The organism is Xenorhabdus ehlersii (assembly GCF_003610465.1).
GTDB lineage: Bacteria > Pseudomonadota > Gammaproteobacteria > Enterobacterales > Enterobacteriaceae > Xenorhabdus > Xenorhabdus ehlersii.
Genome location: NZ_RAQI01000003.1, coordinates 83,518 through 104,145, shown reverse-complemented (window position 1 = coordinate 104,145; position 20,628 = coordinate 83,518). Strand labels below are relative to the sequence as shown.

The window sequence follows — 20,628 nt, the reverse complement described above, 5'->3', positions numbered from 1 at the left end:
ATAAATTGCGCCTATCTGGTTGTTAGGGGTTATAAAAATAAGCGCTAAGGAGATATAAATGGCTGATAAAAAGGCTACGTTGAACATAAATGGTTCAGCTGCTATCGAACTAGACGTACTAACGCCAACCCTAGGTCCTGAAGTGATTGACGTTCGTACCCTCGGCTCAAAAGGCTTCTATACTTATGATCCAGGTTTTACTTCCACTGCTTCCTGTGAGTCGAAAATCACCTATATTGATGGCAATGAAGGCATTTTGCTACACCGTGGTTTTCCCATCGATCAGCTTGCAACGGAATCGACCTATCTGGAAGTCTGTTACATTCTGCTATATGGCGAACCACCCACTCCCGAAGAATACGAAAAATTTAAAACTACGGTGACTCGCCATACTATGATCCACGAACAGATCACTCGTCTGTTCCACGGTTTCCGCCGTGACTCCCATCCAATGGCCGTACTTTGTGGTGTTACAGGCGCACTGGCTGCCTTCTATCATGATGCCCTGGATGTCCATAATCCTCGTCACCGTGAAATCACTGCTTACCGTCTACTGTCCAAAATGCCAACTGTTGCGGCAATGTGTTACAAATATTCCCTTGGGCAACCTTTCGTTTATCCACGCAACGATCTGTCTTATGCTGCTAACTTCCTGTACATGATGTTCTCAACACCGTGTGAAGAGTATAAGGTTAATCCAGTATTAGAACGCGCCATGGATCGCATTCTCATTCTGCATGCAGATCATGAGCAAAATGCTTCAACTTCAACAGTACGTACTGCGGGCTCTTCTGGTGCCAACCCATTTGCTTGTATTGCTGCGGGTATTGCATCCCTCTGGGGACCAGCACATGGTGGAGCAAATGAAGCCTGCTTGCGGATGCTGGAGGAGATCCAAACTGTCGAACACATTCCTGAATTCATCGCTCGCGCCAAAGACAAAAATGACTCTTTCCGCCTAATGGGCTTTGGTCACCGTGTTTACAAAAACTATGATCCTCGCGCGACAGTGATGCGTGAAACCTGCCATGAAGTGCTAAATGAGCTTGGTCTGAATGACAGTCTGCTGGAAGTGGCCATGGAGTTAGAACGCATTGCCTTGCATGACCCATACTTCATTGAGAAAAAATTGTATCCAAACGTCGACTTCTATTCAGGCATTATCCTGAAAGCCATGGGTATTCCGTCAACCATGTTCACCGTGATTTTCGCTATGGCCCGTACTATTGGCTGGATTGCACACTGGAATGAAATGCACGATGAAGGCTTGAAGATCGCACGTCCACGGCAGCTTTATACTGGTCACACGAAACGCGATTTCAAGAGCCAGTTGGAAAAGTAATTTGATCAATAACACTATTCATATTCTGGCACATGTTGAATAGTGTATTTCTGCACCTCTTATGCCAGTTTTTATTCTGAGATTAGGGGTGTATTTTTGCTTTATCTCTCTGAGCCAGCCATATATTCCTTTGGCGGTTTCCCCATGATTTTGCGAAAAAATGTCACAAATGCACTATCGTTGGCAAAACCGAGTTCCTGTGCAACATAGGATAACGTTTTATTCTGCGCCAATAACTCTATCGCCTTTACCAATCGCCATTGTTGCCGCCACTGTTGATAGTTCATTCCTGTTTCACGTTGAAATATCCGGGTAATGGTTTTCTCACTGGCACCAATATAAGTAGCCAGTCTGTGTAATGGTGATGGCAACTGATCAAATGGCAAATGTGTTAACCGCCGATCAGACGGCAGCGGCAATAAGGTTGGTTCCCTACGCGCCTCGCGAATTTCATCAAAAAATAATGCCAACAAATTTGCTCCTTTTCCCTGCTCCCAATCAGAGTCAAAAGAAGACACTGCGATACGCTCTAAAAGAGCCTGTAATAGTGGTGTGGCTTCCAATACTTCACTTTGTGTCGAAAGTAACTCCAATTCATGAGATTTCAAGTAATTAGAATTTAAATAAATAGAACGGTAACCTACTGAGCCACGCATTTCTGCCCGATGCCGTGTCTTTGGAGGGAGCCATGCCACTCTGGTTGGAGGCAGAACAGAAATCTGGTTTGCCAATGTGATCTTGATACAGCCCCGCTGGGTAAACAATAATTGCCCCATATCATGTTGATGAAAGCCAGAATCGTGTTGCCCCATCTCTGCTGCGATCCCTATCACAGGCATATCCAAGCTATCAGGATCAAAATAATCACTTTGTTGCAACCATGCCATGCTCATTCCTACTGATTTAATGTCCGATTAAATAAACAAATAGTCTTTATTATCATAAAAAGACAAAAATTATAATGCTAATCTTTCAAGTCATTACTTATCAGCAAAAGAAAAAAATCATGCAAACTAAACCATCACTTTGGCTTGCTATTGCCTTGATGATGTTCCCGCAGATCGTAGAAACCATCTATAGTCCCGCATTAACCAATATTGCCGCTGGATTTTCCGTCAACCCAGAGCAAGCTGCTCAAACATTATCACTCTATTTTTTTGCTTTTGCCCTTGGTGTTGTCGTATGGGGACGTATGTGTGATGTCATTGGCAGACGCCCAACTATTATTGCTGGTCTATCACTCTATGGCCTCGCTTCCCTGCTGGCATTATTGACACCACAATTTTGGTTATTACTCGTTGCCCGAATGCTGTCTGCTTTCGGGGCCGCAGTTGGCTCTGTCGGCACACAAACCATTATGCGTGATACTTATCGTGGGGAAGAGTTAGCACGTGTCTTTTCTGTCATGGGAATTGCCTTAGCAATCAGCCCTGCCATTGGCATGCTCAGTGGTTCAACATTGAACTATTTTGCTGGCTATAAAGCAGTCTTTGCTGGGTTAATTATTCTGGCGATTATCCTGATCTATTGGTCTATTGCCCGATTACCAGAAACCAGGCCGACTGACGTAACAAAAGTGGCTTTATTCAGCACAGTAATTATGATGCTTAAAGATATTTCAATTTGGCGAAATGCGTTTTTGATCGCATTTTTCAATATTTGTTTATTCAGCTATTACCAATTAGCGCCATTTCGTTTCCAACAATTTGGGTTATCACAGAAAATATTTGGTTATACTGGCTTGTTATTAACTTTCGGCGTTGTATTAGGCTCGCTATTAAACAAATATCTATTAAAGCAACAATGGATATCAACCCAATTAGTTGCCCTTGCCTCATTAATCAGTTTATTCAGTGGGATCGGTGTATACCTGCTCGAAAATAGCTGGCTCTTTATTTTTCCGATATTGGGAATAGTTATCGCTTATGGGCTGGCGATCCCGAATATTTTAGCTTCTGCATTGACCAACTATTCAGATAGGCTAGGTACAGCCGGTGCTTTACTTGGGTTATTTTACTATTTGCTGCTGGGACTTGGTTTGGCATTGGCAGGCTGGAGTCAGGCATTAGGCAGCGTATTAATATGTTGTGGGATCGCAATGATTGTTTTATCTCTCTTGCAAGATAAAAAGCCCCAACTCCCAAAATGGAAATAAAATCCAGGGGCTATATAGATTAGCTAAAAAATCAAGCCGGATTGGGAATATCGATAAAAGTCACATCCAATCCATAATTATTTGCCAGCCATTCACCGAGCGTTTTGATGCCATAGCGCTCTGTCGCATGGTGCCCTGCCGCAAAAAAATGCAGTCCCATTTCACGGGCAACATGGATCGTTTTTTCTGATACCTCTCCTGTCACAAAGGCATCAACACCAAACTCTGCCGCCTGTTCAATAAAACTTTGACCACCGCCTGTACACCATGCCAGTGTGCGGATCTCTTCTGGTGCATTATCACCACAATGCAGTATCTTTCTCTCCAGGCTTTTTTCAAGACGTTCAATCAATTCTGTCGGTGTAATAGGCTGATCAAAAGCACCATGAGGAAGAAGAGTATCAATCTCGCCGATAACCTTTGCTCCCATCTGACGCGCCAATTGGATATTGTTACCCAAAGCAGGATGGGCATCTAACGGAAGATGATAGCCATACAGGTTGATATCATTGCAAAGCAGTGTTTGCAAACGGCGACGCTTCATGCCACGGATAACAGGAGATTCATTCTTCCAAAAGTATCCATGATGAACGATGACAGCATCCGCCTCAAGGCGAACAGCTTCATCCAACAGTGCCTGACAGGCTGTCACGCCTGTAATTACCCGTTGAACATGAGGGCGGCCTTCCACCTGTAATCCATTGGGAGCGTAATCTTGAAATTCGCGGATCTTCAATTCCGTATTGAGCACATGCTCCAATTCAACATTGTTCATCACATTCCCCTTGTCACTTAGCATTTTCTTCATCATAAAATACATACCTGCCATGGATTAAGTCAAAATAGATTGGTTATAAATCCAATATAAAACAAAACACCTTGCCAGCATAAACCGACAAGGTGCCAAGATACTATATGCAAGATACTACAGTTCAAGATGTTATATTCAAAATGCCCGGTTAGGCTCTCAGTCATAATGCCATTTTAGCGATTCCGAGTCTCTAAAGTCATTTCTGAACATTCCAGCCATACTGGCTTATCACTGGTTTTTCGCCATACTTTATACAGATAGCTATAAAAGCGGGCACGATCACGACGAAACAGCATAATAGGAAGCGCAATGGCACCCAGTGATATAGCGCCAATACGCCGCAAGAGAATCTGATGCCAAGAGTATGCACGATATATAGACATTGATACCCCCTCATGGGCTTAACCTGTAATATGCATAAAATTTTATCTGATAAAATGAAAATTTACTACTCATCCGACCACTTTTTTAGTGGTATAAATCACCTTTTTTCTCTGATTGAGTAATTTAATTACAAAATCACACTTAAACAGAAACAAAACAAACAAATTGAAAACAAAAAATTAACTCGACATGGTTTGCTACACTTGCCTTATGATGCTTTGTCGATGAATTCCACAGATCACTTATACTTTTTTTACGTTTTCAGGAACCCTTTTAATAATTTCTTTGTATGGTATTTCTATGCTGTAACTGACTATTTCTTGAAGAAATAAGCAAGGAGATACACCACCATGAATATCTTCCTGATCCTTGGCATTTTTCTGGTGACGCTATTACTGGGCTATCTCATTTATGCGTTATTGAATGCGGAGGATTTCTAAATGGCAATATCCGCTTTTTTACTGATTGCCAGTTTCCTGCTCATACTATTTCTATTGGGTAAACCGCTTGGTATCCTGATTGCCAGGCTCGTCGAAGGAGAACTACCTCGCTGGCTGATAAAAACAGAAACCATCCTGTGGCGTTGTTGTGGCCTGAAGAAACCTGGTAGTAATGTCAAAGAAATGAACTGGTGGCAGTATGCTCTCGCCATCCTCATATTCAACATAGCCGGACTATTACTACTGTTTATGCTGCTGATCAACCAAGGTCATCTGCCACTGAATCCACAACATTTTGTTGGCATGAGATGGGATCTGGCCCTTAATACCACGATCAGTTTTATCACTAATACCAATTGGCAAGCTTATAGCGGAGAAAATACCCTCAGTTACCTGAGCCAAATGGCCGGATTGACTGTTCAAAATTTTCTGTCTGCGGCAACGGGAATTGCTGTGGCTTTTGCCTTAATGCGGGCGTTTTCCCGTCAAGGCACTAAAACAGTGGGAAATGCGTGGATCGACATCACACGCATCACTGTATATCTCTTGCTGCCGCTTGCGATTATTGTGGCCTTATTCTTTGTCAGTCAGGGCGTTATCCAAAACTTTTCTCCCTATGTCCTCATCCACTCTCTTGAGGGGCAACAACAATTGCTGCCTATGGGGCCAGTCGCTTCCCAAGAAGCTATAAAACTTTTGGGCACTAATGGTGGAGGATTTTTTGGGGCAAACTCAGCCCATCCATTTGAAAACCCAACTTCACTTAGTAACTTTGTCCAGATCCTGGCCATTTTCCTGATCCCTTGTGCATTATGTTTCGCATTCGGTCTGGTTGTTGGCGACAATCGACAGGGATATACCCTGCTCTGGGCAATGAGCATTATTTTCATTATTGCTACCAGCGTTGTGATGTATGCCGAAACCGCAGGCAATGCCCAGCTCATACATCCCAATATCGGTAACCACTTTAATATGGAAGGCAAAGAAGCCCGCTTTGGTATCCTTGCCTCTTCTCTCTATAGCGTTGTGACGACAGCCGCTTCCTGTGGTGCCGTAAATGCGATGCATGACTCCTTTACTGCACTGGGTGGCATGATACCGCTCTGGTTGATGCAAATTGGGGAAGTCATATTCGGTGGGGCAGGTTCTGGCCTTTATGGCATATTACTGTTCGTTCTGCTTGCTGTATTTATTGCGGGCTTAATGATTGGCCGCGCACCAGAATACTTAGGCAAAAAAATCGATGTCTATGACATGAAAATGGTCGCATTGGCGATTTTAATCACTCCTTCGCTTGTTTTATTGGGCACCGCTCTAGCAATTTCAATCGACGTAGGTCGCAGTGCTATTGCAAATCCCGGCGCTCATGGCTTCACCGAAGTGCTTTATGCTTTCTCATCCGCAGCCAACAACAACGGCAGTGCTTTTGCCGGACTCAACGCCAACAATGTCTTTTACAACCTATTGTTGGGCGTCATCATGTTTCTTGGGCGCTTTGGTCTCATTCTGCCTGTTCTGGCAATCGCAGGTTCCATGGTTAACAAAAAACGCCAGCCGATTAGCAGTGGCACTTTACCGACCCACGGCTCGCTCTTCATCGGATTATTAATTCTGGTCATTTTACTAATTGGTGCCCTTACGTTTATTCCTTCCCTGGCTCTAGGCCCTATCGCAGAACACCTACAACTTTGGCCGTGAGAATGTGAGATAACGTATGAAAAATAAACAACAAGTATTATTTGAACCGACTTTAATTCGTCATGCATTTATCGATTCGTTAAAAAAATGCCATCCGGCTCAACAATGGCGCAATCCGGTCATGTTCGTGGTTTATGTGGGAAGTTGCCTGACCACTATCTTATGGATCGGTATATTAGTAGGACAATTAACGGGCAGCACGCTCTTTACCGGTGCCATTGCTCTCTGGCTATGGTTTACCGTACTGTTTGCCAATTTTGCAGAAGCGCTGGCTGAAGGACGCAGCAAAGCTCAAGCATCCAGCCTGAAAGGTGTAAAAAGAACTAATTGGGCGACCAAACTGACATCATCCAGCCGTGAGGCTACAAAAGAAAAAGTCACTTCTGACACTTTGCGCAAAGGTGATATTGTGCTAGTGGAAGCAGGAGAAATTATTCCTTGTGATGGAGAAGTCCTTGCAGGAGGAGCTTCCGTTGATGAAAGCGCTATTACAGGAGAATCTGCACCAGTTATCCGCGAATCCGGCGGCGATTTTTCTTCTGTCACTGGCGGTACGCGAGTTTTATCAGATTGGTTAATCATCGAATGCACAGTCAATCCGGGAGAAACCTTTTTAGACAGAATGATCTCAATGGTTGAAGGAGCTAAGCGACGTAAAACACCCAATGAAATAGCCCTCACCATTCTGCTCACTGCACTGACCATTATTTTCCTGCTGGTCTGTATAAGCTTGCTGCCTTTTTCCTTGTTCAGTGTCCAGGCTAACCAGTCTGGCGCACCTATTACACTTACGGTATTGATTGCCTTACTGGTTTGCCTAATCCCCACCACGATTGGTGGATTACTGTCAGCGATTGGCGTTGCGGGTATGAGCCGGATGTTGGGAGCCAATGTTATTGCCACCAGCGGGCGAGCCATTGAAGCCGCTGGGGATGTCGATGTTTTGCTACTCGATAAAACTGGCACTATCACGCTAGGTAATCGTCAGGCATCCCAATTTTTACCTGCACCAGATGTAACGGAACGGCAGTTGGCTGATGCTGCTCAACTCTCTTCCCTTGCAGATGAAACCCCTGAAGGGCGTAGTATCGTGATTTTGGCGAAACAACGTTTCAATATGCGTGAACGTGATCTTCGAGAATTAAAAGCGACATTTGTCCCCTTCTCTGCAATGACCCGCATGAGTGGCGTCAATATTGGTAATCGCATGATCCGCAAAGGTGCTGTCGATGCTATTCGCCGCCATATTGAAGCTAATCATAGCCATTTCCCAGATGTGATTGACCAATTGGTACAGCAAGTTGCGCATAAGGGAGAAACCCCCTTGGTTGTTGCTGAGAATCAGCAAGTCTTGGGAGTTGTTGCCTTAAAAGATATTGTGAAAGGCGGAATTAAAGAACGCTTCAGTGAAATGCGCAAAATGGGGATCAAGACTGTCATGATCACGGGTGACAATCACCTCACTGCTGCGGCAATTGCCGCCGAAGCGGGTGTTGATGACTTTCTGGCAGAAGCCACTCCCGAAGCGAAACTCGCTCTTATCCGCCAATATCAATCCGAAGGGCGCCTGGTTGCCATGACGGGTGATGGTACAAACGACGCACCCGCGCTGGCACAAGCAGATGTTGCCGTTGCCATGAATTCAGGCACACAAGCAGCGAAAGAGGCAGGCAATATGGTTGACCTGGACTCCAATCCCACCAAGTTGATCGAGGTTGTCCATATCGGCAAGCAGATGCTAATGACCCGCGGGGCTTTGACCACATTCAGTATTGCCAATGATATTGCTAAATATTTTGCCATCATTCCCGCCGCCTTTTCGGTCACATATCCACAACTTAATGTGTTGAACATCATGCATCTGCATTCTCCAGAATCTGCGGTACTGTCTGCGGTTATCTTCAATGCAATAATCATAATCTTTTTACTGCCATTGGCTCTAAAAGGTGTCAATTATCGCCCAATGAATGCATTGTCACTCTTACGCCGGAATCTGTGGGTATATGGCCTTGGTGGCCTGCTGGTGCCTTTTGTGGGTATCAAGTTGATTGATATATTGCTCACTGCCTTAATGTTTAACTAACGATCTTTTCACTACAGCGTATTTAAAAATCGGGCTTCAAATAAGGTGATGAAAAATGATCTGGTTACGTTCTTCCATTGTTCTGCTGGTATTTCTTAGCTTAGTCACGGGGATTGCCTATCCACTACTGGTGACGGGAATATCAGAATTTTTATTTCCCCATCAAGCTAAAGGCTCGCTAATAGAGCAGAATGGAAAATGGATTGGCTCTGAATTAATTGGTCAAAATTTTACCAAAGCCATCTATTTTCATGGGCGACCTTCTATGACAGCCGAAAAACCGTACAACACCCTGTCATCTGGAGGCAGTAATCTTGCTATAACCAACCCTGCATTGAGCAGTAAAATACACCAACACATTATCCAGGTACGTTTATTTAACTATCCCGAAAATTCTCCAATCCCTGTTGATTTAATCATGGCATCGGGTAGTGGGCTCGATCCCCATATATCCCCTGAAGCGGCTGAATTCCAGGCACAACGAGTGGCGATAGCCCGTCATATGCCACTTGCAATCATCCATAAGCTCATTGAGCAACATATTCAATATCCCCTGCTGGAATATATGGGGCAGCCCATAGTCAATGTACTGGAACTGAATCTGGCGTTGGATAATCTGAACCAAAAAGGCAGATTAAGATATGGAACAAAATGAACTACATCGCCCTGATCCTGATGAATTACTGACACTGGCAAACGAAAAACCACGTGGCAAACTAAAAATATTTTTTGGTGCTTGTGCGGGGGTCGGCAAAACGTATGCCATGCTGCAAGAAGCTCAACGACTGCTGGCGCAAGGGTTAGATGTCATTGTCGGTGTTGTTGAAACCCATGATCGACAAGAAACCGCAGCCCTACTGGAAGGGTTACCCCAATTACCCGCAAAATATTTCCGCCATAATGAACGCAGGATAGCGGCATTTGATATTGATGCCGCCCTTGCCCGCCATCCGGCCATTATTCTGATGGATGAACTGGCATTCAGTAACCCTAAAGGTTGCCGCCACCCGAAGCGCTGGCAAGATGTCGAAGAATTACTGGAAGCTGGCATTGATGTACTGACAACCATCAACGTGCAACATTTGGAAAGTTTGAATGATATTGTCGGCGGTATTACCGGTATTCGCGTACGGGAAACCGTTCCTGACCATATATTTGATCAGGCCGATGATGTGGTTCTGGTCGATCTTCCGCCTGATGATCTGCGTCAACGGCTCAATGACGGCAAGGTTTATATTTCAGGTCAGGCAGAGCGTGCCATTGAACATTTTTTCCGCAAAGGGAACCTGATTGCTCTGCGTGAATTGGCCCTGCGTCGCACAGCAGATCGCGTAGATGACCAAATGCGTGCTTTTCGTGATACTCGAGGAAAAGAACCCGTATGGCATACACAAGAGAATTTACTGCTGTGTATTGGCTACAACGCCGGCAATGAAAAACTGATTCGAAAAGCCGCTCGCCTGGCAGCAAAACTCAACTGTACCTGGCATGCTGTTTACGTTGAAACCCCCAAACTACATCGATTGCCAGAAGGTAAACGACGTACCATTTTGCAAGCCTTAAAGTTAGCACAAGATCTGGGCGCTGAAACCGCAACACTCTCCGATTCTGATGAAGAAAAAGCCATCCTGCGCTACGCCAGAGAACATAACTTGGGTAAAATCCTTATTGGCCGCTATTACAATTCACAGGTAAATTTTCTCGGCTTTAAATGGTATCGTGACTTTTCAGAGCGTCTGGGAAAACTCGGCCCTGATTTGGATTTGATTATTGTCGCGTTGGAAGATAAAAAACACGGAGACAAAGAGCCAAAAGATAACCGAACATTCAATGATAAATGGCGAGTCCCGATTCAGGGTTTTTTGATGGCTATTGTACTCTGTGCCCTGATTACCCTCTTTTCCCGAACCTTCTTACTGACCCTTGATAAAGCCAACCTGGTGGCGCTCTACCTGCTCGGTGTTGTCATCATCGCGCTGTTTTATGGTCGTTGGCCATCTGTCTTTGCTGCTTTTGTCAATGTCATCAGTTTTGATCTTTTCTTTGTCCAACCACGTTGGTCATTGGAAGTCAAAAACATACAATATCTGCTCACACTGGTTGTAATGCTGATTGTCGGGGCAGTTGTTGGAAACCTTACCGCAGGTATACGCTATCAAGCCAGAGTAGCCCGTTATCGCGAACAACGAACACGGCACTTATATGAAATAACTCGGACACTGAGCAAAGTTCTGAACGAAGAAGACGTAGCCCGTATCAGCTATCACTTTCTCTCCGATAGCTTTCAGGCAAAAACGGGTCTGCTGCTGCCAGATAGCAACCGACATTTATATCAAGTTAAATCCCATAATGGTGGTCAAATGCAGATCGATGAAGCGATCGCCAAATGGTGTTTTGAGAAAAAACAACCTGCGGGAGCTGGTACTGATACATTACCGGGTGTCCCTTATCAATTATTGCCTATCGCTACGCCCTCGCAGGTTTTTGCCGTTCTGGCTATTGAATCCCCTAACCAGCGCCAGTTACTAGTACCGGAACAACAGCGGCTATTACAAATCTTCACGGGACTCATTGCCAATGCGCTGGAACGCCTGCACCTTACCCGCAGTGCAGAATCTGCCAGGTTAGAAACTGAGCGGGAGCAGCTGCGTAATTCATTACTGGCAGCACTATCTCACGACTTGCTTACTCCGTTGACCGTACTATTCGGGCAGGCTGAAATACTGATGTTGGATTTATCGACAGAAAGTTCACCCCATACCCAGCAAGTTAACCAAATTCGCCAACAAATTCTCAGTCTTTCGCGACTGGTCAATAACCTGCTTGATATGGCACGACTGCAATCAGGTGGCATTCAGCTTAATCTTGAATGGTATCCACTGGAAGACATTGTCGGCAATGCCTTGCACTCTCTGGAACATACCCTCAATCGCTATACTGTAGAACTTTCTTTACCTAATGATTTATTGCTGCACTGTGATGCCGCCTTACTGGAACGTGTTTTTATCAACCTGCTGGAAAATGCCATTGAATACACCAATGAACAAACTCCCTTGGGTATACAAGCCACAATAGAAAAAAAACAGATACATATTGAAATTTGGGATGCAGGCACAGGAATTCCACAAAGGCAAGAAAAGCTTATTTTTGATAAGTTCTCACGCGCCAGCAAAGAAGCGACTATCCCTGGTGTCGGATTAGATTTGGCGATCTGTCGCTCCATTATTGAAATCCACGGTGGAAGAATATGGGTGGCTAACAATAAAAAAGGCGGGATCAGTTTTCATTTTCTTCTGCCGTTGGAAGAGCCACCAAAAATTGAAAATGCTCTCAATAAGATGTAAATAAAAATGAGTCCGCCCCAAAACTCAATTACTCAAATACCATACCTGATTTCGTTACTTCTTACGAACAGGCAAACCTGTTCCACGAATTCCTTCTTGTGGCAGAACCAACACGGCTGCTGACCATGCAGGCATGATTACCTCACCATTTTCTGTTATTTGTATTCCCGCCGCCAAAGATGCTTCGCCTAATTCACGTTGAATATCATTTAATTTCAGCCCTTCGACATTAAGCTCGTTGACAGTTACCGACCAAGGTGCAGCATTAATGACGACGACTAAACCATCAAACCGCCAATCACGATCACCCGACGTCATATTGCCATCATCAATCGTCATGACCAGTAAACCAAGTTGCTGATGAGAACCAACATTAACGAAATCAACACGCTGCTTGACAGCAACACCATCGCCAAGTGTCATCAGTGGTGAAAATTGACGTAAACGCAATAGCTCCTGATAAAACGCCATCATCTGTAATAATTCATTTTGGCCTGGTTTTTCCACCTGATTTTTCACCCGACTAATCAGTGGATAATTTTTGCCGTCATTATCACGTTCAGGTAGTCCCACGTCATAATTATTGTCTTTATAGTCATAGCTAACACGATTAAACCAATCGCCAGCATCATAAGAATCACGGGTAAATGATTTTGAACGCAATAATTCTGACCCTTGTTGATCAAAAGCCAAACCTTGCCCAAGGAATACCGTTGCAAGAGAGAGCGCCTGCATACGAACCCTCGTCACCAAATCCGCCTCTTGGGCAGCTTTGTAGCTAATAATATCCCACAATGTTTGATTGTCGTGCTTAGATACATAATTCAGTACTTCAATGGGATCTAATGCATAACCCGCAGCAGTACCCTTATAATCAATTTCCCTGCCTGTTTTTACCTCTCCATCTTTATCGATCATGACGAAATCCGCCAAATTACCAGCCATGCCAAGACGTACCAGATCCCATAAATGATGAACTTGATCTGTATCTAAGTCAGAAATTTCGTTGGGTAATATTTCGGCACCATTGCCTACTCCCTGATTACTGCGAATACTATCGGCAACATCAAAAGGCCCGCCACCACGTACCGCATCTCGTAACCGATCAGAGAAAGTCCCAATACCACTCCCTTTAAGATTAACTTGTGATGCGGTTTCAAACCGATCATCCTGCCCAGAATTCCAGCCCTCGCCGAAAAAGTAGATCGATGGGTTAATAGTTCGTACTTTTTCTAGTGCCGATATAATTTGCGCTTTGGGGTGATAACCCATTAAATCGAACCGAAATGCATCTATCTTATAATCTTTAACCCAGGTTACCAGTGAGTCTTCAATCAGTTTGGCAAACATACGGTGTTCAGGCGCAGTGTCAGCACAACAGGTATTATTTTCAACATTGCCTGTTATTTCATCTAAACGGTGGTAATACCAAGGCACGATCTTATCCAACACTGACGTTCGGGACGCAGAGCCTGCCGCATCGGTATGGTTATAGACAACATCCATGATCACATTCATACTCAATTGCTGTTTGATAGCCTGTATCATAGAGCGAAACTCTTTTATGCGACTGGAACCTTCTGGATCAGTGGCATAAGAACCTTCCGGTACTGAATAGTGAAACGGATCGTAGCCCCAGTTATAGGAATCCGTCTTTGCCACCATCGTATTTAATTCTTGTACCTGCGGATTATTGATGTTGTCATCAAACCGCAATTGCTGCAAAACCTCCCGTACAGTCAATGAGCTATGGCAATAACCCGCAAAACGGCTATTTTTCACCATTGGATTGACCTGACATAGACGTTTAAAAGGGTGATCAAGATCAGCCACCTGATGGCTAAATTCATTAATGGAAGCGATATCAAACACAGGCAATAACTCTATATGAGTCATTCCCGCCTGACTCAATGCCTTAAGATGCTTGAACATATCGCTATTCTTGTCAGTCAGAGCCAGATATTTACCACGCCAGGCTGCTGGTATCGTGCTGTCTGCAACGGAAAGATCACGAATATGTGCTTCATAGATAGCCATGCTGGCAATATCCATTGGTGTATTTTGCGGGCGTGGCGTCAACAGGTTATCCCAGTTTTGTGGTTTTAAGGATGTATCATCCAAATTAACAATCTGGCTATATTCTGAATTAGTGGACAGACTATAAGAATAGGGATCGGTAACTTCATAACGTTCCACATTACGGGAAGATGGATGGTAGACTTTTAAGGCATAACGATAGTAAGCACCAATCAATTTCTTATCGCCTTGCCATGACCAAGAGCCACTCGCGGTATCGCGTTCCATTGTATAATTGGCGATAATTTGCTTATCTTGATTATAAAGAACCAAGTCCACCTCTTGGGCAGTTGGTGCCCATAAGCGGAAAATCACCCCCTTATCGTTTATCCGTGCCCCATATTCCAGCTTATCAGCAGCATCAGCGAAACGATCATCCAACACACCCGCCGTTTGTACTTGAGTTGCTGATATTAGCAAACCTTGCTCATTAGCAGCCAAAGCCACCAAATCTCCGGTCAGAAGAAGATCAATATCTGTTCCTTCTGGTAGACGGAATACTGCCCATTTTGCCAGATGAGGAAATCTCCTCGCTGTTTCTTGATTTAAGTTTGTCGGTGTTAACGCCAGATACTTATCGGTAAAATAACCTTGGTCATTGGACTTTACCTTAGTGTCGTGATTGTAGTATAAGCGAACAATAGGCTGGCCTGCCCCACCTGACCATAATAATGTTTGTCGATCAACCCAATGTGCGGAAGCTTGAGAAATTTCTGACTCAGAATGACAACGGTAGATTTGTTCACTACCAGATATTTGCTTCAAACTAGGTGCCATCAGTTCCTCCTGGGTTTTGAGCGAATGATTTTTATTTTGTATATCGCTATCTTGTACGCAACTTGTCAGTGATAAAATGAATAAGCTGCCGAATACAATAAGATAAACCTTTCTCCAAAAGTCAGATTTCATAGTCAAACCTTTTTAATAGAAAGATCACATCAACTATTTTATTTTTAATAAAATGAAAATAATGATTAAACATTGTATTAGATAAGTTCACCTCATCCTTTATTAATAAATATCAGGAGGAGAATAAAGGATGAGTTACTTTCTGTGATGTTCATCATAAAAGGCATTTTGCAAAAAAACTTGGTCTGCTTTTTTGCATGGATTAATTTACAACTCTTTGGGCGATCTTTAATTAATGGTACTTTCACATAATTAAAAGTTGCAGCCATTCGAAGAATAAAGCGCATAAAAATTTTTAGCATTTTAATGGAATTCTATATATTCAGATCAACAAAATTAGCCTATGATTCACTCCTCTGATACAAACACGTTAATATCAAACACAGGATTCATTGAATATGAGTACATGGCTGATTTATGCCTTACTCTCCGCACTAACAGCAGCGCTGGTGGCTATCTTTGGAAAAATTGGGTTGCAAAATTTGGATGCCAATACGGCAACCGCTATTCGTGCTGTCATTATGGCACTGTTTCTGGTTGGCGTTGTCGCTGTGCAGGGAAAATTGACTCTTATCAGTGAAATTCTTGCCAATCGTAAGGCGCTGCTGTTTATCCTATTAAGTGGTCTTGCCGGAGCCCTCTCTTGGCTATTCTATTTTTTAGCGATCAAACATGGTAATGTTTCCCAGGTTGCTCCTATCGATAAATTGAGCGTGGTATTTGCCGTCGTTCTGGCGGTAATTCTATTTGGCGAGAAAATTTCTCTGGTGACTTCCGCTGGCGTCGTACTGATTGCCATAGGCGCTTTGATGGTTGCTTTGGGATAAAAGCAAAGAAGCCGCAGCAACTGCTACGGCTTGTGTTTTTCCAGCCAGAAATAGAAACCAATCAACCCGCAGCAAATACCTGATTGACGATTTCCTGTGCCTCTTGTTCAATTTTTTCACGATGCTCCGCACCAAGGAAGCTTTCGCAATAGATTTTATAGGCCTCTTCCGTACCAGAAGGACGGGCAGCAAACCAACCATTGTCACTCATCACTTTCAAGCCACCAATGGAAGCACCATTGCCCGATGCAGTGGTCAAACGGGCAGTAATCGGGTCACCTGCCAATATGTCGGCCTTGACCATTTCCGGTGATAATTTAGACAGCAATGCTTTTTGCTGATGAGTCGCTGGAGCCTGAATACGGCTATAGCTTGGTGTGCCAAATCTGGCCGCCAATTTATCGTAACGTTGCTGTGGATTTTCACCAGTCATTGCGGTCATTTCAGCAGCCAACAAGCAAAGAATGATACCATCTTTATCGGTTGACCACGGAGTGCCATCAAAGCGCAAGAAAGATGCTCCGGCACTTTCTTCTCCACCAAAGCCCAACTGGCCTTTATATAATCCATCCACAAACCATTTAAAACCGACGGGAACTTCTACTAATTCCCGTCCCAGATCGGCTACAACACGATCAATCATGGCGCTGGAAACCAGTGTCTTACCCACTGCGATATTTTTCGGCCATTGTGGACGATGACGGAATAGATAATCGACAGCCGTTGCTAAGTAATGGTTGGGATTCATCAAACCAGCCGGTGTAATAATCCCATGACGGTCATAATCAGGATCATTGGCGAAGGCTAAATCAAATTTACCACGCAGCTCCAGTAACCCCGCCATCGCCCAACGGGATGAACAATCCATACGGATCACGCCATCATGATCCAATGTCATAAAACGGAATGTCTGATCGACCTTATCATTAACCAGTGTCAGATCGAGATTGTAATATTCCCCAATCCGCTGCCAATAGGCGATCCCTGAGCCGCCCAGTGGATCAATACCAATCTTTAAACCTGCCTGTTGGATCGCCGCCATATCCACAACTTCACCCAGAGCAGTGACATAAGGATCGATCAAATCCTGGGCATGCAGATATTCACTTTTTAATACCTGTTCATAAGGCAGGCGCTTGATCCCATTGAGACCAACGGCCAATAATTCATTTGCACGTTGTTCAATGATTGCCGTCAAATCGGTATCGGCGGGTCCGCCGTTAGGCGGATTATATTTAATACCACCGTCTTCTGGCGGGTTGTGGGATGGCGTAATCACGATACCATCAGCCGAACTTTTTCCCTGACGGTTATGGCATAAGATGGTATGAGAAATGGCAGGAGTCGGTGTAAACCCATTATTTTCCTGCACAATTACATCCACACCATTTGCCGTTAACACCTCCAATACGGAGATAAATGCCGCTTCTGAAAGTGCATGGGTATCTTTGCCCACATAACATGGTCCAGTAATCCCATGTTGCGAACGAACTTCCACAATCGCCTGCGAAATAGCCAGAATATGCGCTTCGTTAAAACTACTACGCCCAGAACTGCCACGATGGCCAGAAGTACCAAATTTGACCTTATGTGCTGGATTTTCAGGATGTGGTTGTAAGGTGTAATACTGTGAAGTGAGCTGAGCAATATTGATTAAATCATGCTGCTGGGCGAGCTGCCCTGCCCTTGGATGAATTGCCACTTTATTATTTCTCCTGGGAAACCGCACTGACTTATCGCCAGCGCAGTACTAATAAACTAAGCGATTGTATTAGTAGTAGGGCAACTAACTGAATTAAATAGTGCCACACACTTTCTCAATCAAATTTGCCGGAAACTTCATATCCTGCATAATATGTTCAATCATGCTACGTTTACGGTCAGTATTGGTATTAGTGATCACCCAAAAAGGTGTACCGGGAATATGACGTGGCTTAGTTTGCTTACCCCTAGCCAATAAGGTGTACTCATCACCGGCAAAATAGGTACGGGTGCGGCCATGCATCGCTTCCGTTGCTTTAGAAAAATTCTCGCTGTTCAGGCTATACAATGCCGACAAGATCAGCATAAAACGTTCAACAGATTTTTTCTTTTCAGCATATTCATCAGAAAGCAATAATTCACGAATAACACGGACAGCATCACGGGAACGGGCAACAGGGGTTTTAACAACAGGTGCAGGGTCGTTGGCAGGCTCTGTAATTTGTACTGGCTGCCCGGCGTCTAACTTCAATATGCGCCGTAAAATATCAGATGCACTTTCACCGATATGCAGAGTTTGGCTTGCAATAAAGCGGTAAAGTTCTTCATCAACTTCTATCGTTTTCATTTCTATCCAGTACTGTTCTTAATGAAAAAATTATCTTGGGATTATAAGATATAATGCCACAAAACAAAACAATTAAACTTTCAATAACTTAAAGTGATTCCTTTAAAAATTGAGAATCTTTAGGAAAGCGACTTTCCTTTAAAATAAATCAATTAGTTACAACTATTTCATCCCATTGAGTTTGTCACAATTCACGCATCATGATATTAAGCATCTCAATATTAAACATTGTATAAATGGTATTAAATTCAGGCAAATCATGAAATCAAATCGTCAATTAAATTATCATCTTCACACTGTAGAAAATCCGCAATCTTCAACTCCCATTGTCTTGATTCATGGGCTTTTTGGAGATTTAAACAATTTGGGAGTATTGGGGCGTGATTTACAGCAACATTATTCGGTGATTCAAATCGATGTACGTAACCACGGTCTTTCACCACGTATGGAAAATATGGATTATCACGATATGGCACAGGATGTCCTGACACTGCTTGATGAGCTAAGTGTGCCCAACGCCATTATTATTGGGCATTCCATGGGTGGCAAAATCGCCATGACCATGACAGCTATTGCGCCAGAACGGATTGAAAAAATCGTGGTGATTGATATGGCTCCTGTCGCTTACCCGGTTCGCCGCCATGACAGCATTTTCGCAGCACTGAACAAAGTCACGACCGCCGGTGTACAAACCCGACAAGCAGCAGCAGATATTATGCACCAGGATATTCGGGAAGAGGGTGTTATTCAATTTTTACTGAAATCATTCCGTCAAGGGGAATGGAAATTCAACTTATCCGTTTTGCAAAAAGAGTACGAAAAAATTATCGGCTGGGAAACTATTCCTGCATGGTATGAACCCGCCCTGTTTATCCGTGGTGGAAATTCAGATTATATTACTGAAGAATATCGGGAAGATATTATCAACCAATTTCCACAAGCAACAGCATGGGTTGTAGCTGGTTGTGGGCATTGGGTACATGCAGAAAAACCTGAAGCTGTACTCAGGGCAATTCATCGCTTTTTAGACACAAAATAATTATGGATATCAACCCATCTGAATATGGGTTGATAAAATAAAGAGTTAATATAAAAATAATTATATCCAATTCATTACTGGCACCTTAATATGTAAAAAATAAAAAAGCAATTAGTAATCATCACACCAATATTAAATAATATATCCTACAGATAAATAAAACATCTTGACTTTAATTAAGGACAAAGAATTATGAAAGATAACATCTTATATAATCCCATTGCACATCTTTACGAAGATTTCTCAGACTCTAGTGCTCAAATCAAAATAGTCACTCGTACCCTCTTAAATCTGGCAGGGGATGTAAAAGGAAAATCGATGTTAGATTTAGGATGTGGATATGGCTTATTTAGTCGGGAATTCAGAAATCGCGGCGCTTCAAAAGTTATTGGTATTGATATATCAGATAAGATGATAGAAATTGCTAAAAACAAATCGCAACAATATGGCGACGACATAGAATTTCATATCAGAGATGTCAACAAAATGGAGTCATTTGGCAAATTTGATCTGATAGTTGCCGCCTGGTTATTTTGCCATGCGGAAACACTTGAACAACTTGAAAGTATGTTTCGTGTAATTGCAGATCATCTTAAACCTTCCGGTAAACTCATCGCTTATACATTTGAACCTGATTATCGTTTAGAAAAAGGGAACTATGAAAATTATTGCATAAAGGTTCTAAGTGAAGAGCCAGTGAAAGATACAACTCTTGTGAGGGCTGAATTTCTTACTACCCCACCCAGCCCTTTTACTATGCATCGTTGGAGCCGTGAACAATATAAGGATGCAATCACTAAGGCGGGATTAAAATTTGAATGGCATAAACCCATGCTACTGGAGAGCGATATTGAAAGTTATCCACCAGGTTTTTGGGATGATTTTCAAAGAAATAGCATTGATGCAGCCCTTGTTTGTCAACTCTAACAAAATAATCCCCCACGGTTTTTAGGGGGGTACTTTATGAAATATTTTTATATGCTATCAAACTAACAAAAAATTTCATTACGCAAATAATATAAATTACTGATGTTATTTATGATAGCGTTTTTATTATACCTTAATGTATTTTTCTATTGTGCTATTTAATAAATATACCCCCTAAAAATTCTCACTACAAACACAGCATAACCTTCTCGTAAAAACAACCTTATTCATCATCCTTATTAATAATAATCATTATAACAATAT

16 protein-coding genes are annotated in these 20,628 nt (G+C 43.2%); 10 read left to right on the top strand and 6 right to left on the bottom strand.

The annotated features are described in order from the left end of the window. Positions 1-58 precede the first annotated feature (58 nt). A complete protein-coding gene (locus BDE27_RS10755; protein WP_099131139.1) occupies positions 59-1,342 on the top strand; it encodes a citrate synthase in 1,284 nt (427 codons plus the stop codon). 101 nt (positions 1,343-1,443) lie between these two features. Here the strand turns inward: BDE27_RS10755 and BDE27_RS10750 are convergent, their stop codons facing one another. Further along, a complete protein-coding gene (locus BDE27_RS10750) occupies positions 1,444-2,229 on the bottom strand; it encodes an AraC family transcriptional regulator (protein WP_099131138.1) in 786 nt (261 codons plus the stop codon). Positions 2,230-2,348: 119 nt separating this feature from the next. Between BDE27_RS10750 and BDE27_RS10745 the strand changes: the two genes are divergently transcribed. Further along, positions 2,349-3,497, top strand: a complete 1,149-nt coding sequence (locus tag BDE27_RS10745; protein ID WP_099131137.1) for an MFS transporter — start codon at positions 2,349-2,351, stop codon at positions 3,495-3,497. Positions 3,498-3,528: 31 nt separating this feature from the next. On the opposite strand, the gene BDE27_RS10740 is transcribed toward BDE27_RS10745, so the two are convergent. Both BDE27_RS10740 and BDE27_RS10735 read right to left on the bottom strand, forming a co-directional pair. Continuing rightward, complete coding sequence (locus BDE27_RS10740) at positions 3,529-4,272, bottom strand: type 2 GTP cyclohydrolase I (RefSeq protein ID WP_099131136.1); 744 nt, start codon at positions 4,270-4,272, stop codon at positions 3,529-3,531. A gap of 209 nt (positions 4,273-4,481) precedes the next feature. Further along, positions 4,482-4,691 (bottom strand): YbfA family protein, encoded by a 210-nt coding sequence (locus BDE27_RS10735; RefSeq protein ID WP_099131135.1) that lies wholly within the window; start codon positions 4,689-4,691, stop codon positions 4,482-4,484. 351 nt (positions 4,692-5,042) lie between these two features. On the opposite strand from BDE27_RS10735, the gene kdpF reads away from it, so the two are divergent. From kdpF to kdpD, 5 genes are read left to right on the top strand one after another with little or no spacing between them, the layout of a single operon-like run. Further along, positions 5,043-5,132: a K(+)-transporting ATPase subunit F gene (gene kdpF, locus BDE27_RS10730; protein ID WP_065814091.1), complete on the top strand. Its 90-nt coding sequence runs from the start codon at positions 5,043-5,045 to the stop codon at positions 5,130-5,132. Next, on the top strand, positions 5,133-6,830 hold the full coding sequence (gene kdpA, locus BDE27_RS10725; RefSeq protein WP_099131134.1) for a potassium-transporting ATPase subunit KdpA: 1,698 nt from the start codon (positions 5,133-5,135) through the stop codon (positions 6,828-6,830). It begins immediately after the preceding gene. 16 nt (positions 6,831-6,846) lie between these two features. Beyond that, positions 6,847-8,913: a potassium-transporting ATPase subunit KdpB gene (gene kdpB / locus BDE27_RS10720; protein ID WP_099131133.1), complete on the top strand. Its 2,067-nt coding sequence runs from the start codon at positions 6,847-6,849 to the stop codon at positions 8,911-8,913. 55 nt (positions 8,914-8,968) lie between these two features. Further along, positions 8,969-9,568, top strand: a complete 600-nt coding sequence (kdpC, locus tag BDE27_RS10715) for a potassium-transporting ATPase subunit KdpC (RefSeq protein WP_099131132.1) — start codon at positions 8,969-8,971, stop codon at positions 9,566-9,568. Further along, positions 9,555-12,257, top strand: a complete 2,703-nt coding sequence (kdpD, locus tag BDE27_RS10710) for a two-component system sensor histidine kinase KdpD (protein WP_099131131.1) — start codon at positions 9,555-9,557, stop codon at positions 12,255-12,257. Before kdpC ends, kdpD begins: the two co-directional genes overlap by 14 nt. A gap of 54 nt (positions 12,258-12,311) precedes the next feature. Here the strand turns inward: kdpD and pulA are convergent, their stop codons facing one another. Further along, entirely contained in the window at positions 12,312-15,110 is a 2,799-nt protein-coding gene (gene pulA, locus BDE27_RS10705) for a pullulanase-type alpha-1,6-glucosidase (RefSeq protein ID WP_099131216.1), read from the bottom strand. Between the two features lie 530 nt (positions 15,111-15,640). On the opposite strand from pulA, the gene BDE27_RS10695 reads away from it, so the two are divergent. Next, a complete protein-coding gene (locus BDE27_RS10695) occupies positions 15,641-16,069 on the top strand; it encodes an EamA family transporter (RefSeq protein WP_099131129.1) in 429 nt (142 codons plus the stop codon). A 61-nt stretch (positions 16,070-16,130) separates the two neighbouring features. Here the strand turns inward: BDE27_RS10695 and pgm are convergent, their stop codons facing one another. Both pgm and seqA read right to left on the bottom strand, forming a co-directional pair. Then, the gene (gene pgm / locus BDE27_RS10690; RefSeq protein ID WP_099131128.1) at positions 16,131-17,771 is read right to left on the bottom strand and encodes a phosphoglucomutase (alpha-D-glucose-1,6-bisphosphate-dependent); all 1,641 of its coding nucleotides are present in this window, start codon (positions 17,769-17,771) and stop codon (positions 16,131-16,133) included. Positions 17,772-17,864: 93 nt separating this feature from the next. Beyond that, a complete protein-coding gene (gene seqA / locus BDE27_RS10685; protein WP_074018432.1) occupies positions 17,865-18,398 on the bottom strand; it encodes a replication initiation negative regulator SeqA in 534 nt (177 codons plus the stop codon). Between the two features lie 259 nt (positions 18,399-18,657). Here seqA and ybfF point away from each other — a divergent pair, with 259 nt between their 5' ends. Next, positions 18,658-19,437 carry an esterase gene (gene ybfF, locus BDE27_RS10680; protein ID WP_099131127.1) on the top strand — a complete coding sequence of 260 codons (780 nt, stop codon included), beginning with the start codon at positions 18,658-18,660 and terminating at the stop codon, positions 19,435-19,437. Between the two features lie 192 nt (positions 19,438-19,629). Then, the gene (locus BDE27_RS10675) at positions 19,630-20,364 is read left to right on the top strand and encodes a class I SAM-dependent DNA methyltransferase (RefSeq protein WP_099131126.1); all 735 of its coding nucleotides are present in this window, start codon (positions 19,630-19,632) and stop codon (positions 20,362-20,364) included. Positions 20,365-20,628 lie beyond the last annotated feature (264 nt).